Origin of the sequence: Mycobacterium kyorinense, assembly GCF_001672775.1 — a bacterium.
Classification (GTDB): domain Bacteria; phylum Actinomycetota; class Actinomycetes; order Mycobacteriales; family Mycobacteriaceae; genus Mycobacterium; species Mycobacterium kyorinense_A.
In genome coordinates this window covers 1-16,389 of the sequence record NZ_LZKJ01000037.1, presented here as the reverse complement: position 1 = coordinate 16,389, position 16,389 = coordinate 1, and the positions used below count along the sequence as shown (strand labels likewise).

General features: G+C 66.6%; 15 protein-coding genes and 1 pseudogene. 7 read left to right on the top strand and 9 right to left on the bottom strand.

Annotation, left to right across the window (positions count from 1 at the left end; genetic code table 11):
* The first annotated feature begins 15 nt into the window (after positions 1-15).
* On the top strand, positions 16-267 hold the full coding sequence (locus tag A5707_RS23005; RefSeq protein ID WP_419866382.1) for a proteasome accessory factor PafA2 family protein: 252 nt from the start codon (positions 16-18) through the stop codon (positions 265-267).
* Here A5707_RS23005 and dop read toward each other — a convergent pair.
* Positions 180-740: pseudogene (gene dop / locus A5707_RS03020) on the bottom strand (pup deamidase/depupylase); the annotation flags it as partial. The gene A5707_RS23005 and the pseudogene dop sit on opposite strands and share 88 nt — an antisense overlap.
* 114 nt (positions 741-854) lie before the next feature.
* Positions 855-2,681, bottom strand: a complete 1,827-nt coding sequence (gene arc, locus A5707_RS03015) for a proteasome ATPase (protein WP_065013046.1) — start codon at positions 2,679-2,681, stop codon at positions 855-857.
* A 142-nt stretch (positions 2,682-2,823) separates the two neighbouring features.
* Between arc and A5707_RS03010 the strand changes: the two genes are divergently transcribed.
* From A5707_RS03010 to A5707_RS03000, 3 genes are read left to right on the top strand one after another with little or no spacing between them, the layout of a single operon-like run.
* Positions 2,824-3,327 (top strand): hypothetical protein, encoded by a 504-nt coding sequence (locus tag A5707_RS03010; protein WP_065013045.1) that lies wholly within the window; start codon positions 2,824-2,826, stop codon positions 3,325-3,327.
* 15 nt (positions 3,328-3,342) lie between these two features.
* The gene (locus tag A5707_RS03005; RefSeq protein ID WP_232000609.1) at positions 3,343-3,897 is read left to right on the top strand and encodes a hypothetical protein; all 555 of its coding nucleotides are present in this window, start codon (positions 3,343-3,345) and stop codon (positions 3,895-3,897) included.
* A 3-nt stretch (positions 3,898-3,900) separates the two neighbouring features.
* Positions 3,901-4,194, top strand: coding sequence for a DUF503 domain-containing protein (locus A5707_RS03000; RefSeq protein WP_065013044.1), 294 nt, complete (start codon positions 3,901-3,903; stop codon positions 4,192-4,194).
* A gap of 7 nt (positions 4,195-4,201) precedes the next feature.
* Here A5707_RS03000 and trmI read toward each other — a convergent pair whose 3' ends face one another.
* Positions 4,202-5,029 carry a tRNA (adenine(58)-N(1))-methyltransferase TrmI gene (gene trmI, locus A5707_RS02995; protein ID WP_065013043.1) on the bottom strand — a complete coding sequence of 276 codons (828 nt, stop codon included), beginning with the start codon at positions 5,027-5,029 and terminating at the stop codon, positions 4,202-4,204.
* A gap of 74 nt (positions 5,030-5,103) precedes the next feature.
* On the opposite strand from trmI, the gene A5707_RS02990 reads away from it, so the two are divergent.
* On the top strand, positions 5,104-5,982 hold the full coding sequence (locus A5707_RS02990) for a RecB family exonuclease (RefSeq protein ID WP_065013042.1): 879 nt from the start codon (positions 5,104-5,106) through the stop codon (positions 5,980-5,982).
* A complete protein-coding gene (locus tag A5707_RS02985) occupies positions 5,979-6,761 on the top strand; it encodes a thioesterase family protein (RefSeq protein WP_065013041.1) in 783 nt (260 codons plus the stop codon). The genes A5707_RS02990 and A5707_RS02985 overlap by 4 nt, the downstream gene beginning before the upstream one ends.
* A gap of 7 nt (positions 6,762-6,768) precedes the next feature.
* Here A5707_RS02985 and A5707_RS02980 read toward each other — a convergent pair whose 3' ends face one another.
* The 6 genes from A5707_RS02980 to metH form a co-directional block, all read right to left on the bottom strand.
* Complete coding sequence (locus tag A5707_RS02980) at positions 6,769-8,139, bottom strand: FAD-containing oxidoreductase (protein ID WP_065013040.1); 1,371 nt, start codon at positions 8,137-8,139, stop codon at positions 6,769-6,771.
* On the bottom strand, positions 8,136-8,615 hold the full coding sequence (locus A5707_RS02975; protein ID WP_065013039.1) for a DUF4126 family protein: 480 nt from the start codon (positions 8,613-8,615) through the stop codon (positions 8,136-8,138). Before A5707_RS02975 ends, A5707_RS02980 begins: the two co-directional genes overlap by 4 nt.
* Before the next feature lie 70 nt (positions 8,616-8,685).
* On the bottom strand, positions 8,686-9,534 hold the full coding sequence (gene hisG, locus A5707_RS02970; RefSeq protein ID WP_065013038.1) for an ATP phosphoribosyltransferase: 849 nt from the start codon (positions 9,532-9,534) through the stop codon (positions 8,686-8,688).
* Positions 9,534-9,815, bottom strand: a complete 282-nt coding sequence (locus A5707_RS02965; protein WP_065013037.1) for a phosphoribosyl-ATP diphosphatase — start codon at positions 9,813-9,815, stop codon at positions 9,534-9,536. The genes hisG and A5707_RS02965 overlap by 1 nt, the downstream gene beginning before the upstream one ends.
* Positions 9,816-9,831: 16 nt before the next feature.
* Positions 9,832-11,268, bottom strand: a complete 1,437-nt coding sequence (locus A5707_RS02960) for a sugar porter family MFS transporter (RefSeq protein ID WP_065013036.1) — start codon at positions 11,266-11,268, stop codon at positions 9,832-9,834.
* Positions 11,269-11,352: 84 nt separating this feature from the next.
* Positions 11,353-15,087 (bottom strand): methionine synthase, encoded by a 3,735-nt coding sequence (gene metH, locus A5707_RS02955; RefSeq protein WP_065013035.1) that lies wholly within the window; start codon positions 15,085-15,087, stop codon positions 11,353-11,355.
* A 249-nt stretch (positions 15,088-15,336) separates the two neighbouring features.
* Here metH and A5707_RS02950 point away from each other — a divergent pair, with 249 nt between their 5' ends.
* The gene (locus A5707_RS02950; RefSeq protein ID WP_197495229.1) at positions 15,337-16,215 is read left to right on the top strand and encodes a PAC2 family protein; all 879 of its coding nucleotides are present in this window, start codon (positions 15,337-15,339) and stop codon (positions 16,213-16,215) included.
* Positions 16,216-16,389: the final 174 nt, after the last annotated feature.

The following is a 16,389-nucleotide window of genomic DNA, read 5'->3' as shown; positions in this document are numbered from 1 at the left end:
CCAAAGAACTACCTGATGTCAAGGCAGACGCCGTTCTCCGCGGTGATCGCGGGACTGACCCCGTTTTTGGTGTCGCGGCAGGTGGTGACCGGCTCCGGCCGAGTCGGCATCGGCCCTGCCGGCGACGAGCCCGGCTTCCAGTTGTCCCAGCGGGCCGACTACATCGAGGTCGAAGTCGGGCTGGAAACCACGCTCAAACGCGACACCAAAAACGGGGTCAGTCCCGCGATCACCGCGGAGAACGGCGTCTGCCTTGACATCAGGTAGTTCTCGTGCGAGCCGTACGAGGCGCCCTTGCCGTCGACGTTGTTCTTGTACAGCTGCAGTTTGGCCGCCCCGGGCACGCTGGCGACATGGCGGGCGGCGGCCTCCATCACCCGCTCGCCGGCCTTGTCCCAGATCACCGCGTCGAGCGGGTCGGTGCATTCGGGAGCGGAGTATTCCGGGTGGGCGTGGTCGACGTAGAGCCGCGCACCATTGGTCAGGATCATGTTGGCCGCGCCGACCTCGTCGGCGTCGACCACCGGCGGCGGCCCGGCCGAGCGGCTCAGGTCGAAGCCGCGGGCATCTCGCAGTGGCGATTCCACCTCGTAATCCCAGCGGGTGCGCTTGGCGCGCTGGATACCCGCGGCGGCGGCATAGGCCAGCACCGCCTGCGTGGAGGTCAGGATCGGGTTCGCGGTCGGGTCCGACGGCGACGAGATGCCGTACTCGACCTCGGTCCCGATGATTCGTTGCATGCTCTAAAGACTAGGCGACGGCTCGGTGGGCACGGTCGCCGCCGCGAGCGTGCGCGAATCCAGTGATTTGCTCGGCGTGTCGACCGGGGACACGCACGCTCGCGCGAATGGTGGCTACAGGTACTGGCCGAGGTTGGATTCGGTGTCGATCGCGCGGCTGGCACTGGAACTCTTGCCGGTGACCAGCGTGCGGATGTAGACGATCCGCTCGCCCTTCTTGCCCGAGATCCGTGCCCAGTCATCGGGATTGGTGGTGTTGGGCAGGTCCTCGTTCTCGGCGAACTCGTCGACGATCGAGTCGAGCAGGTGCTGAATGCGCAGACCGGGCTGGCCGGTCTCCAGCACCGACTTGATGGCGTTCTTCTTGGCCCGGTCGACGACGTTTTGGATCATCGCCCCGGAGTTGAAGTCCTTGAAGTACATGACTTCCTTGTCGCCGTTGGCGTAGGTGACCTCTAAGAACCGGTTGTCGTCGATTTCGGCGTACATCCGGTCGACGACCTTCTCGATCATCGCCTTGATGCACAGCGAACGGTCGCCGCCGAACTCGGCGAGATCGTCGGCGTGCACCGGCAGTTCCTCGGTGAGGTACTTGGAGAAGATGTCCTGCGCCGCTTCGGCGTCCGGACGCTCGATCTTGATCTTCACGTCGAGACGTCCGGGCCGCAGGATCGCCGGGTCGATCATGTCCTCGCGGTTGGAGGCACCGATCACGATGACGTTCTCCAGCCCCTCCACGCCGTCGATCTCGCTCAGCAGCTGCGGGACCACGGTCGTTTCGACGTCGGAGGAGACACCGGTGCCGCGGGTACGGAAGATCGAGTCCATCTCGTCGAAGAACACGATCACCGGGGTGCCCTCGGACGCCTTTTCCCGGGCTCGCTGGAAGATCAGCCGGATGTGCCGCTCGGTTTCGCCGACGAACTTGTTCAGCAGTTCGGGACCCTTGATGTTCAAGAAGTACGACTTGGCCTCGCGGGCGTCGTCGCCGCGCACCTCGGCCATCTTCTTGGCCAGCGAATTGGCGACGGCCTTGGCGATCAGCGTTTTACCGCAGCCGGGCGGGCCGTAGAGCAGCACCCCTTTGGGCGGGCGCAACGCGTACTCCTTGTAGAGCTCCTTGTGCAGGAACGGCAACTCCACCGCGTCGCGGATCTGCTCGATCTGGCGAGTCAGACCACCGATGTCCTCGTAGCTGACGTCGGGCACCTCTTCGAGCACCAAGTCCTCGACCTCAGCCTTGGGGATGCGTTCGAACGCATACCCCGCCTTGGTATCGACCAGCAGCGAGTCGCCGGGGCGCAACTTGCGCGGACGGGTGTCGTCGTTGAGCGCATCCGGAACGCCCTCCGGCAAATCGGCGGCGACCAGTGGCTCGGCCAGCCAGACAATGCGTTCCTCGTCGGCGTGGCCGACGACCAGGGCCCGGTGACCGTCGCCCAGGATCTCCCGCAGGGTCGAGATCTCACCGACCGATTCATAGGTGCCGGCCTCGACGACGGTCAGCGCCTCGTTCAGACGAAGCGTCTGGCCCTTCTTCAGCAAGTTGACATCGATGTTGGGCGAGCACGTCAGCCGCATCTTGCGGCCCGAGGTGAACACGTCGACGGTGTCGTCGTCGTGGGTGGCCAACAGGACGCCGTAACCGCTGGGCGGCTGCCCGAGCCGGTCGACTTCCTCACGCAACGCGAGCAGTTGCTGGCGAGCTTCCTTGAGGGTTTCCATCAATTTGGAATTACGCGCCGCAAGCGAGTCGATGCGCGCCTCGAGTTGATGCACATCACGGGCGCTGCGCGCGGCACTTTGCGGCCCGACAGCGTTATCCAACTGCTCGCGCAAAATCGCCGCCTCACGACGCAACTCTTCCAGCTCGGCCGCATCGTCGCTGGACAAGTCGGGTTCGCGGGAGGCTTCGAACGCGTCACGCTCTGACTCACCCATGTTGCGCTCCTTTCTCGCCCCGGAAGGAGGCGCGGCGGATACTTCAACGCTACCGGCGATTTCGGAATCATGCGGGATCTCGAAATAGGGCACACTGACCCAGAGTTAACATTTAGTTCAAGTCAGTCTGATCGAGAGGACAATCGTCACCGTGAAATCCCTAGCCACGGGTGTTGCCGCCGTCGCCGCAATCGGTGCGGCAGCCGCCGGTATGGCGTTCAGTGCAACGTCTACCGAGGCTGTGCCCCAAGTGCAACCGGTTGTGTTCGGTGCGCCGCTCCCGTTGGATCCCGCCGCAGACGTGCCGACTGCCGGCGAGCTGATCACTGTCCTCAACGAACTGCAGAACCCCAGCGTTCCCTTCGCCGGCAAGGCCAACTTGGTCGAGGGCGGCGTCGGCGGGGTCGAAGGCCGCCTCGCCGACCGCCAATTGCAGAAAGCCGCGCAGCGCGGTTCGCTGCCGCTGTCGTTCAACGTGGCCAATATCGCACCGGCCGGTCCGGGTACGGCGTCGGCGGACGTCACCGCCAGCGGCCCGAACCTGGCACCGACCACTCAGAACATCACCTTCGTCAACCAAGGCGGCTGGAAGCTGTCCCGCGCATCCGCGATGTCGCTGGTGCAGCAGTTCCAGGCGGCGGGCTGACCGCTGCTGGACGCTTTGCCAGTCGCCAGGTACTTCATCGCCGCCCTGAGCGCCGCCACGATTGTGGCGGCGTTCGGGCTGTCGGGGTGCTCGGGCCATGAACCTGCCGCTGGAACGTCGAGTTCTTCGGCTGCCGCGTCGACGCCGGCGTCGGCTGTGTTGACCTCGGAGGCCAGGCCGGTTGCTCCCGTGCCGCCGCCGGAGGCCCTCACCGATGTGCTGTACCGCCTGGCAGATCCCGGGGTCCCCGGGAGCGACAAACTCGACCTGGTCGAGGGTGCCACCCCTGACGATGCTGCGGCGCTGGACAAATTCGCCACCGCGCTGCTCGACGGTGGGTATGCCCCGGTGACGTTCGAAGCCAGGGACATCGCGTGGTCGGACCGTAACCCAGCCGACGTGGTAGCCACCGTCGACGTCAGCACGCCGCATCCCGGTCCGGCCGGATTTTCGTTCCCGATGGAGTTCAAGCCCTACCAAGGGGGCTGGCAGCTGTCCCAGCGAACCGCGGAGATGTTGTTGACCTTCAGCGGAACTGCGCCCGGCCTGTCGGCATCGCCCACTCCCTGACCCGTGTGGATCGGCTGGCTCGAGTTCGATCTGCTGCTCGGTGATGTGCGGTCACTCAAGCAGAAGCGGTCGGTGATCCGTCCGGTCGTGGCGGAGTTGCGCCGTAAGTTCAGCGTGTCGGCCGCCGAGACGGCGTCGCATGACCTGTACCGGCGTGCCGGTCTCGGCGTCGCCGTCGTGGGCGCAGACCGCAGCCACGTCGTGGATGTGCTCGACTCGGCGGAACGACTGGTGGCCGCCCACCCCGAATTCGAACTGCTGTCGGTGCGGCGCGGGTTGTCGCGCAGCGACGACTAACCGGGGCTCAACGCTTGCGGCGCAGCGGTGTTGGGGTCACGGTCCCGGGCGCCAGCCGGCGGGCCGACACCAGAAATGCGGTATGGCCGCGCATGTTGTGCTGCGGCCGCACGGCTAGGCCGACGACGTTCCAGCCGCGCTGCATCGTTTCCCAGGCGCGCGGTTCGGTCCAGCACTGCTGCTCGCGCAGCGCCTCCACGGTCTTGGACAGCTGGGTGACGGTAGCGACATAGATCATCAGCACACCGCCGGCGACCAATACCCGCGCCACCGCCTCGAGCACATCCCACGGCGCGAGCATGTCGAGGACCACCCGGTCGATCGAGCCGTCCGCCAGATCGCAGTCCACGAGATCCTCGACGATCAGCTGCCAGTTGTCCGGTGGGCGCCCGACAAAGGTCTCCACATTGCGTCGGGCATGCTCCGCGTGGTCGGCGCGCACCTCGTACGAGATCAGTTGCCCGCCTGGGCCGACCGCGCGCAGCAGCGAGCAGGTCAACGCACCTGACCCGGCGCCGGCCTCGAGCACCCGGGCGCCGGGAAAGATGTCGCCCTCGTGCACGATCTGGGCGGCGTCTTTGGGATAGACGACCTGCGCCCCGCGGGGCATCGACATCACGTAGTCGACCAGCAGCGGACGCAGCACCAGGAACGGGTCGCCGTTGGTGGATTTGACCACGCTGCCTTCCGGCAGCCCGATCACCGCGTCGTGCGCGATTGCCCCACGGTGGGTGTGGAACTCGCTGCCCGGGCTCAGCACCATCGTGTAGTGCCGGCCCTTGGCGTCGGTGAGTTGCACGCGGTCACCGACGGTGAACGGGCCGGTTGCGGACATAATCGCCTAGCCTGCCAGCAGACGCGCCGTCTTCGGTGGCTGGGGTTGTCGGCGGTTGCTCCTAAGCTGCTGCCATGACCGGCCAACCGGATGCGCCTCGCTCGCGGCCGGCGTTGTCGCCGTCGCGCGCGGCCGATTTCAAACAATGTCCGCTGCTGTATCGGTTCCGGGCGATCGACCGGTTACCCGAGCCGCCATCGTCGGCGCAGCTGCGGGGGTCGCTGGTGCATGCCGCGCTGGAGCAGCTGTATGCGCTGCCGGCACCACAGCGGGTGCCAGAGACCGCCCAAGCGCTGGTGGGCCCGGCATGGGACCAGGTGGTCGCCGAGGACCCCGGCCTGACCGACAGCGTAGAGCCCGAGCTGCGCAGCCGACTTCTCGACGAGGCGCGCGCCTTGCTGTCGGGCTACTACCGGCTCGAAGACCCGACTCGGCTCGATCCGCAAAGCTGCGAGCAGCGGGTAGAGGTCGAACTGGCCGACGGCACGCTGCTGCGGGGATTCATCGACCGGATCGACGTCGCGCCCACCGGCGAGCTGCGGGTCGTCGACTACAAGACAGGGAAGGCGCCGCCGGAAGGCCGGGCCCTCGCCGAGTTCAAGGCGCTGTTCCAGATGAAGTTCTACGCCGTGGCGCTGCTGCGTTCCCGCGGCGTGCTGCCCACCCGGCTGCGACTGATCTACCTGGCAGATGGCCAGCTGCTGGACTACACGCCCGACGAGGACGAACTGCTGCGCTTCGAGAAGACGTTGATCGCGATCTGGCGGGCCATCCAATCGGCAGGGGCGACAGGCGATTTCCGCCCCCGGCCGTCGCGGCTGTGCGACTGGTGTGCACACCGGGCGCACTGCCCCGTCTATGGCGGCACACCGCCGCCGTACCCCGGCTGGCCGGAGCACCCCCACGAGGGTGACGCCGACACCGTCCTGCACCGGGCAGACCCGGCCGCGTGACCGGCTGCCACTACCGTCGGCTCCCCACCGAAGCCGATGTCCTGACGTTTGAATCCACCGATTTCACCCGCAGCAACTGGGCGCCCGACCTGCAGCACGGGTCACCGCCACTGGCGCTGTTGACCAAGACCATCGAAGAGTTGATTGCTGACTCGCCCTTGCGGATCGGGCGGCTCAGCCTCGACATACTGGGGGCCATCCCGGTGGCGCCGGTATCGGTGCGCGCCTGGATAGAGCGCCCGGGTAAGCGAATCTCGTTGTTGGCCGCCGAGATGCGCGACGGTAGCGAGCGTCCGGTGGCGCGAGTGAGCGCCTGGGCGCTGGCCTCTAGTGACACCGCCGACGTGGCTCGTGACCGCTACCCACCGCTGACCGAGGGTCCGGCCGAACCGCTGCCGCCGCATTGGTGGAATGTCGAGGGCTACCTGAAATCGGTGGACTGGCGACGGCAACCCGACGATCCGGCCGGTGCGGCCGTATGGTGGCTGCGTCCGCGGGTGCATGTCGTCGACGCCGAAGACACCACCCCGTTGCAGAACCTGGCCATGGTCGTCGATTCGGCCAACGGTGTTGGCGCAGCGCTGGACCCGCAGCGATTTGTCTTCATGAACACCGACACCGTCGTGCATCTGCACCGCGCCCCGCGTGGCGCCGACTTCGGGCTGCGCGCCCGCGGTTCGATCGGTCCCGACGGCATCGGGGTCACCACCTCCGAGATCTTCGACCGCGACGGGTTCATCGGTACCTCTGCGCAAACCCTGCTGGTGCAACGCCGTTGACGTCGGGCTAGTGCAGCGGCGACATCTCCTGCAGCATCGTGGGTATCAGTTCGCTGACCGTGGGGTGGATGTGCATCGTGCGCGACAGCGTGGTGTAGGGCGCTTTCGCCGACATCACGTCCAGGATCGCGTGGATGCATTCGTCGCCGCCGACGCCGAGGATGGCGGCGCCGAGGATCTCGTCGGTGTCCGCGTCGACGACGACCTTCATAAACCCTTGTGTCTCACCCTTTTCCACGGCGCGACCGACGCGCGTCATCGGCCGCTGACCGATCAGGGTTCGGCGGCCCGAGGCGCGCGCCTGCTCGACGGTCATGCCGGCGCGGCCCAGCGGCGGATCGATATAGAGCGCATAAGTGGTGATGCGGTCACTGACCCGGCGCGGATCACCGTCGAGCAGGTTGGCTGCCACGATCTCGAAATCGTTGTACGACGTGTGGGTGAACGCGCCCTTGCCGTTGCAGTCCCCCATCGCCCAGATGTGCTCGGCGGTGGTCCTCAGCTGATCGTCGACCGTGATGTATCCGCGCTCGTCGGTGTGCACACCGGCGTGCTCCAGGCCGAGATCATCGGTGTTGGGCCGTCGGCCCACCGCCACCAGCAGATGGCTGCCGGCGATCGGCGCCCCGCCGTCACGAGGTGTCAGGTCGAAACCGTTGCCACGCTTGGCTACCCGGATATCGTCGGCGCCGACGACGATATCGATTCCGTCGCCTTCCAGGATTGTCCGGATCGCGGCGGAGATGTCCTCGTCTTCGCGTGACGCCAGTCGTGGCCCTTTTTCGACGACAGTCACCCGGGCACCGAAGCGGCGGTACATCTGCGCGAACTCCAGTGCAATGTAGCTACCGCCGACGATCACCAGATGCTCCGGCAACGTGTCGAGTTCGAGGATCGACGCGTTGGTGAGGTACTCGACATCGGAGAGCCCGGGGATGTCCGGTATCACCGCCCGACCGCCGAGGTTGAGAAAGATCCGGTCGGCCTGCAAGGTGTCGTCACCGACGCGCAACGTGTGGGGATCCTCGAACCGGGCATGGCCGCGTATCACGGTGCAGCCATCCATCCCGGCCAGCCAGTCTTCGACGCCCTGGCGGTCGGCGAGCATGATGTGGTCTTTGCGCGCTTTGACTTTCGCCATGTCCACAGTGACGGTGCCGGCGCCGAAGCCGTAGTCGCCGCCGCGGCGAGCCAGCTGCGCGGCGTGTGCGCTGGCCACCAACGTCTTGGTGGGTATGCACCCGGTGTTGACGCAGGTGCCGCCGATCAGCTTGCGCTCCACCACCGCAACGCGCTGACCGGCGGCGGTCAACCGGCCGGCCAGCGGCGGGCCCGCCTGACCCGCACCTACCACGATGGCGTCGAAACGCCTTGTCACAGAACGGCCGTCATCGCCGCGATGGCGAATCCGCCCAGCACCGCTACCGCGTCCTCGAGCAAGGCGACCGAGAGGTCATGGCCGTGAGCGGCAGCCAGCCTGGTGCGTGCCTGATAGCCGCCCAGGGTGCCCAGCACCGCGCCGATGATGCCGGCGCCCAGTGCTCCCCACCGATAGCCCCATGCCGTGCCGATCACGGCGCCGGCGAAGGCGCCCAAGATGATTCGGGCAGCAAACGACATCACCGCGGTGCGACTCGGTGTGGAGGGAAGCTTGTCGGTAACCAGTTCGATGAGTGCGAGAATCGTCAGCACGGCAACGGTCACCGGATGAGCCAGCCACGACACCCATGTGCCGTCCAAGTTGATCCATTGGAATATGGCGGCCCACGCGACCACCACGGGCGCCGTCAGGGCACGCAGACCGGCGACGACTCCGATCAACAGGGCAAGCAACAGGACAAGGGAATGCGTCACGGCAGCCCTCCTGGGGCGGGAATGGGTTAGCCGGACGCTAACACAGCAACGGCGCCGATGCCGGTCTACCTCAGAATCGGCAGAACCTGATGTCGGAGGCCAAAATGGCCTTGGCTCCGATGGCGGCCAGCCGGTCCATGGTGGCATTGACGTCCCGCCGCGGAACCAGCGCGCGCACTGCCACCCAATCCGGGTCGGCCAGCGGCGCGATCGTCGGTGATTCCAGTCCCGGGGTGATCGACGTGGCGTCGTCCAGAACAGAACGCGGACAGTCGTAGTCCAGCATCAGATATTGCTGGCCGAAAACGACCCCCTGCACCCGCGCCACCAGTTGGTCACGGGCGTTGCTGCCTTCCTGCGGGTCGGCCCGCTCGATGAGCACCGCCTCGGAATCGCACAGCGGTTCACCGAAGGCCGCCAGATCATGCAGGCTCAGCGTCCGCCCAGACCCCACCACGTCGGCGATGGCGTCCGCGACACCGAGTTGCACCGAGATCTCCACCGCCCCGTCGAGCCGGATAACGGTGGCGTCAATGCCCCTGTCGGCCAAGTCTTTTCGCACCAGATTGGGATAGGCGGTGGCGATGCGCCGTCCGGCAAGGTCGGCCATAGTCCAGTCACGCCCGGCCGGGGCCGCATAGCGGAAGCTCGAGGAGCCGAAGCCCAGTGCCAGCCGTTCGCGCACCGGAGCCTCGGACTCACGCGCCAAATCGCGGCCGGTGATCCCGAAATCAAGCTCCCCAGAGCCCACGTAGATGGCAATATCCTTGGGCCGCAGGAAAAAGAACTCCACGTTGTTCACCGGGTCGAGGACAGTCAGGTCCTTGGGATCGGTGCGACGGCGATACCCGGCCTCGGCGAGGATCTCGGTGGCCGGCTCACTTAATGCGCCCTTGTTGGGAACCGCGACGCGCAGCATCACAACTTCCGGTACACGTCGTGCAGCGTCAGCCCGCGGGAGATCATCAACACCTGCGTCCAGTACAGCAATTGGCTGATCTCCTCGGCGAGTGCCTCGTCGGGTTCGTGTTCGGCGGCCAGCCAGACTTCGCCGGCCTCTTCCAGGATCTTCTTCCCCAGCGCGTGCACGCCGCCGTCCAGTGCGGCCACCGTCGCGCTGCCGGGCGGCCGGGTTCGGGCACGCTCACCGAGCTCGGCGAACAGATCCTCGAAACTCTTCACGGGCAGCGATTGTTTCATGCGCGGGCCAGCAAAGTCACGGCAGTTTCTCGTCGGCCCGCTGGCTGTGCTCCGGCTCCTCGGCAGACAAGTCGGCGTGCATGTCTTCCAAGGACACGCCTTTGGTCTCGCGCACCCACCGCCACACGAACACAAACGACAGCACCGCACACAGGGTGTAGAAGCCGTAGGCGAGGCCGAGCACCTGTCGCAACGCCGGGAACGTGAAGGCGATCGTGAAGTTGGCCACCCACTGGCCGGCGGCGGCCAGTCCGGCCGCGGCGGCCCGGATGCGGTTGGGGAAGATCTCGCCCAGCGCCACCCACAGGATCGGCCCCCAGGACACACCGAAGGCGATCACGAAGACGTTGGCCGCGATCAACGCGATGAGTCCCGACGTCTCCGACAGGTGCGGTGTGCCGTCGACGACTGGGCCGCTGGCGAATACGACGGTCATCGTCAACAGCATCAACGCCATGCCGGCCGACCCGGTCAGCAGCAGCGGCCTGCGACCGACCTTGTCGATGAGTGCGATGGCCACCACGGTGATGAGGACATTGACCACAGATGTGACCAACGCGATGGTGAACGACGACTGTTCGCCGAACCCGACCGCCTGCCACAACACGCTGCCGTAGAAGAAGATCACCGTGATACCGATGAACTGCTGAAAGACGGCCAGCCCCAGCCCGACCCAGACAATGCCGTGCAGGCCGCCGCTCGGTGCGCGCAGGTCACGCCACGACGGTGGCTTTTCGACACGCAGCGTTTCGGTGATCCGCGCCACGGTGACGTCGACGTCGCGCTCGTCCAGCACCATCGAGAGCACTTGCCGAGCCTCCGGAATACGGTGTTCTGCAACAAGGTGGCGCGGTGACGGCGGAAGGGTAAAGGCCAGTGCGCCGTAAATCACTGCCGGCACCACCTCGGCCAAAAACGTCCAGCGCCACGCGGCCAGGCCCAGCCACAGTTCTTCCTGCGGGCCGCCTGCGATGTGAAACGGCAGCCAGTTCACAGCCAGGGCTAAAAAGATGCCGAACACGATCGCGAGTTGCTGCAGTGAGCCGAGCCGGCCGCGGATGGCCGGCGGCGAGATTTCGGCGATGTACGCCGGCACGACGGCGGATGCGATGCCGATACCGACCCCGCCCACCAGATGGAACGCGATGAACAGCCAAATATTGAGTGCCAGGCCGGTGCCCAGGCCGCAGAGGAAAAACAATGTCGCGGCCAGCTTCATCATCGTCACCCGGCCGAGCCGGTCGGCGGTTCGTCCGGCGAGGATCGCGCCGCCCGCGGCGCCCAGGAGCCCCGCGCCGGAGGCGAAGCCCAGCAGCGCGTTGCCGATCTGGAAGGTGTCCTGCAGCGCGGCAACCGCACCGTTGGTCACCGAGACGTCGTAGCCGAAAATCAGGCCGCCCAGCGCGGCGACCGACGCAAATCGAACGGCACGGGCAGTCGCGTCGTGTCCCACGGGTCTCCAACGTACGGTGTGGCATGGACTTCGCCGAGATCGAGGTCGCCGTCGTCGGCGCCGGGGCGGTGTCGCGGCGCGGGCTCAGTCCTCCGGGTTGTAGGCGAGGTTGGAGGACAGCCAGCGCTCACCTTCCCGCAGGGTCCAGCCCTTGCGCTTGGAGTAGTCGGCGACCTGGTCCTGGGCCATCCGGCCGACCACGAAGTACTGCGACTGCGGGTGCGAGAAATACCAGCCGCTGACGGCGGCGCCGGGCCACATCGCCATCGATTCGGTCAGCTCGATGCCGGTCCGCTCGTGGACGTCCAGCAGCTTCCACAGCGTCGCCTTCTCGGTGTGCTCCGGGCAGGCCGGGTAGCCCGGGGCGGGACGGATGCCCTGGTACTTCTCGGCGATGAGTGCCTCGTTGTCCAAGGCCTCGTCGGGCTGGAATCCCCAGAACTCCTTGCGGACCCGCTGGTGCATCCGTTCGGCGAAGGCCTCCGCCAGCCGGTCGGCGAGCGACTCCAGCAGGATCGCGCTGTAGTCGTCGAGGGCTGCCTTGAACTCCGCGATCTTCTCTCCGCTGCCGAGCCCCGCGGTGACGGCGAAGGCGCCGACGTAGTCGGCCAGACCCGTGTCTTTGGGGGCGATGTAGTCGCCCAGCGACCGGTTCGGGATGCCTTCCCGGTGCTCGCCCTGCTGGCGCAGGTTGTGCAACGTGGCCAGCACCTCGGTGCGAGTGTCGTCGGTGTAGACCTCGACATCGTCCCCGACCGCGTTGGCCGGGAAGAAGCCGATCACCGCGTTGGCGGTCAGCCACTTCTCCGTGATCAGGGTGTCGAGCATCTGCTGGGCGTCGTCGTACAGCTTGCGGGCGGCCTCGCCCGAGGCCGGATTGTTGAGGATGTCGGGGAAGCGGCCCTTCATCTCCCAGGCATTGAAGAACGGCTGCCAGTCGATGAATTCGCGCAGCTCGGCGAGGTCGTAATCATGGAAATCCCGTACGCCGAGGCCCTGAGCAGGCACCGGCGGTGTGTAGCCGTCCCACTCGATCGGTGTCCGGTTCGCGCGGGCCTTCTCCAGCGTCATCATCGGCCGCTCGTTCTTCTGCGCGTGCCGATCACGCAGGGCCGCGTAATCCTTCTCGGTGGCCTCCAGCAGCGCGGGACGCTGCTTGTCGTCGAGCAGCGCGGCAGCGACCGGCACCGAGCGGGACGCGTCCTTGACCCAGACCACCGGACCGCTGCGACGCGGCGAGATCTTGACGGCCGTGTGGGCGCGCGAGGTGGTCGCGCCGCCGATCAGCAGCGGGATCTTTAACCCCTCGCGTTCCATCTCGACGGCGAAGTTGGCCATCTCGTCCAGCGACGGGGTGATCAGTCCGGACAGCCCGATGATGTCGGCGTCGTGCTCGTTCGCCGCGGCCAAAATCTTCTCGGCGGGCACCATCACCCCGAGGTCGATCACTTCGAAGTTGTTGCACTGCAGGACGACTCCGACGATGTTCTTGCCGATGTCGTGGACGTCGCCCTTCACGGTCGCCATCACGATGGTGCCGTTGGTGTCCTTGGAATCGACCGTGCCGTTCTCCGCCTTCTCCGCCTCGATGAACGGCAGCAGGTACGCGACGGCCTTCTTCATCACCCGGGCCGACTTCACGACCTGGGGCAAAAACATCTTGCCGGAGCCGAAGAGGTCACCGACGACGTTCATGCCGTCCATCAGCGGGCCCTCGATCACCTCGATCGGGCGGCCGCCCGCGGCGGCGATCTCGGCCCGCAATTCCTCGGTGTCGTCGTCGACGTGGGCGTCGATCCCCTTGACCAGGGCGTGGGTGATCCGCTCGCGCACCGGCAGGCCCCGCCATTCGGCGGTCGCCGGGTCCTCGGATTTCTCTGAGCTGTTGAACCGTTCGGCGATCTCCAGGAGCCGTTCGGCCGCGTCCTCGCGACGGTTCAGCACGACATCCTCGATACGGTCCCGCAGCTCGGGGTCGATCGAGTCATAGGGCACCAGCGCGCCGGCGTTGACGATGCCCATGTCCAGGCCGGCTTTGATGGCGTGGAACAGGAACACCGCGTGGATCGCCTCGCGGACGGGGTTGTTGCCCCGGAACGAGAACGACACGTTGGAGATACCGCCTGAGATGTGCACTCCCGGAAGGTTTTCCTTGATCCAGGCGCAGGCCTCGATGAAGTCGATCCCGTAGGTCGCATGCTCCTCGATGCCGGTCGCCAGCGCAAAGCAGTTCGGGTCGAAAATGATGTCCTCGGGCGGAAAGCCGACCTCTTCGGTCAGGATCCGGTAGGCGCGCCCGCAGATCTGTTTGCGGCGCTCCAGGTTGTCGGCCTGGCCCTGCTCGTCGAAGGCCATCACGACGACGGCGGCGCCGTACTTGCGGCACAGCCGTGCCTCGCGGATGAACTTCTCCTCGCCCTCCTTCATGGAGATCGAGTTGACGATCGGCTTGCCCTGCACGTTCTTCAGGCCTGCCTCGATGACCTCCCATTTGGAGGAGTCGATCATCACCGGGACGCGGCTGATGTCCGGCTCGGCCGCGACCAGCTTGGTGAACCGGTCCATCGCGGCGACGCCGTCGATCATGCCCTCGTCCATGTTGATGTCGATGACCTGCGCACCGACCTCGACCTGCTGCAGGGCCACCGACAGCGCGGTGTCGTAGTCCTCGGCCTTGATCAGGTTGCGGAAGCGGGCGGAGCCGGTGATGTTGGTGCGCTCACCGATGTTCACGAACAGCGAGTCGTCGGTGATGTTGAGCGGCTCCAGACCCGAGAGCCGGGTGGCCACCGGGATCTTCGGCAGCTCGCGCGGCGGCTTGCCCTCGACGACCGTGGCGATCTCGGCGATGTGCGGCGGCGCCGTTCCGCAGCAACCCCCGACTATGTTGACCAGGCCGGCGTCGGCGAAGTCGGCGATGTAGCCGGCCTGACGCTCCGGCGTCTCGTCGTACTCGCCGAAGGCATTGGGCAGGCCGGCATTTGGATAGCAGGAGATGAAGGTGTCCGCGATCCGCGCCATCTCGGCGATATAGGGCCGCATCTCCGGCGCGCCGAGGGCGCAGTTGAGGCCCACCGCAATCGGCCTGGCGTGCCGGATCGAATTCCAGAACGCCTCGGTGACCTGACCGGACAGGGTGCGCCCGGACGCGTCGGTGATGGTGCCCGAGATGATGACCGGCCAGCGGCGTCCGCGGTCCTCGAACAGCGTCTCGACGGCGAACACCGCCGCCTTGGCGTTCAGCGAGTCGAAGATCGTCTCGATGAGGATGATGTCGGCGCCCCCGTCGACCAGACCGTTGGCGGCTTCGAGGTAGGCGGCGACGAGCTGATCGTAGGAGACGTTGCGGGCGCCGGGGTCGTTGACGTCCGGCGAGATCGACGCGGTCCGCGTCGTCGGCCCGAGCGTACCGGCCACGTAGCGGGGCTTGTCCGGAGTGCTGTATTCGTCGGCGGCCGTGCGGGCCAGGGCCGCACCAACGTAGTTCAGTTCGTAGGCCAGATCCACCATGTCGTAGTCGGAGAGCGAGATCGCATTCGCGTTGAACGTGTTGGTCTCCAGGATGTCGGCGCCCGCCTCGAGGTACTCGCGGTGGATCCCGTCGATGATCTGCGGCTGCGTCAAGTTGAGCAGGTCGTTGTTGCCCTGCAGCGCGGTCGGCCACTCGGTGAACCGATCGCCGCGGTAGCCGGCCTCGTCGGGGCGGTCCCGCTGGATCGCGGTGCCCATCGCGCCGTCGATCACGATGATCCGTCGGCGCAGCGCAGCCGTCAGCTCCTCGGTGCAGTCCGGCCGGATGTTGGGCGCGAAAGTGTTCACGTACGTTCCTTCCGTAGCGGAAGGCGTCCTTGACTCTGCCGAGCGTGGCGGATACCGGACGGGGGGCAGGCCCCCTCCAGAAAACCGTTGCAACGCCTCTCGACCAGAAAAGTCTACGTCGTCACCCGACGTCTGGACGCCCAGCCCAGCTCGACCCGGTGGAGGTCATCCCCACAAGCATAGCCGGACTATGGAAATGCTCTGGTTTCGCTGGCCGCGAGCTGCCTCACCGAGCCGTACGCTGATGCTGTGACCTTGCCGGATCCCAGCGCCGCGCTGCCCGAACTGCACAACACCATCATCGTGGCGGCGTTCGAGGGCTGGAACGACGCCGGGGACGCGGCCAGCGACGCGCTCGAACACCTGGACGCCATCTGGGAAGCCGACCCGGTTATCGAGATCGACGACGAGGCCTACTACGACTACCAGGTCAACCGTCCGGTGATCCGCCAGGTTGACGGCGTCACCCGGGAACTGGTGTGGCCGTCGATGCGGATCACCCATTGCCGCCCGCCGGGCAGTGACCGCGACATCGTGTTGATGCACGGCGTCGAGCCGAATATGCGTTGGCGAACGTTTTGCGCCGAGCTGCTGGCCATCGCCGACAAGCTCAACGTCGACACCGTCCTGATCCTCGGTGCGCTGCTGGCCGACACCCCACACACCCGGCCGGTGCCGGTGTCGGGGGCGGCCTACTCCGCGGACTCGGCGCGACACTTCGGCCTCGAGGAAAGCCGGTACGAGGGGCCGACGGGTATCGCCGGCGTGTTTCAGGATGCCTGCGTGGCGGCCGGCATCCCTGCGGTGACGTTCTGGGCGGCGGTGCCGCATTACGTCTCGCAGCCACCCAACCCGAAGGCCACGGTGGCGTTGCTGCGCCGCGTCGAGGACGTGCTTGACATCGAGGTGCCGCTGGGTGATCTGCCGGCGCAGGCCGAGGAGTGGGAGCAAGCCGTCACGGAGATGACTGCCGAAGACGAGGAGATCGCCGAATACGTGCACTCGTTGGAGGAGCGTGGTGACGCCGACGTCGAGATGCACGAGGCGCTGGGCAAGATCGACGGCGACGCGCTGGCCGCGGAGTTCGAGCGCTATCTGCGCCGCCGCCGGCCCGGTTTCGGGCGCTAACCTTTCGGCGCGAGCGTGCGTGTCCCCGGCCGCACGCTCGGCGTGTCGGCCGGGGACACATTGCTCCTATGTCAAGCGGCTGCGTGAAGGTCGGGTTGTTGGCGGGTTTGGTGGTCGGCGTGTAGGCGACGAAAGACGTTGCGGGCGAGGTGGCGTTTGAGGCAGCGCAGGGCC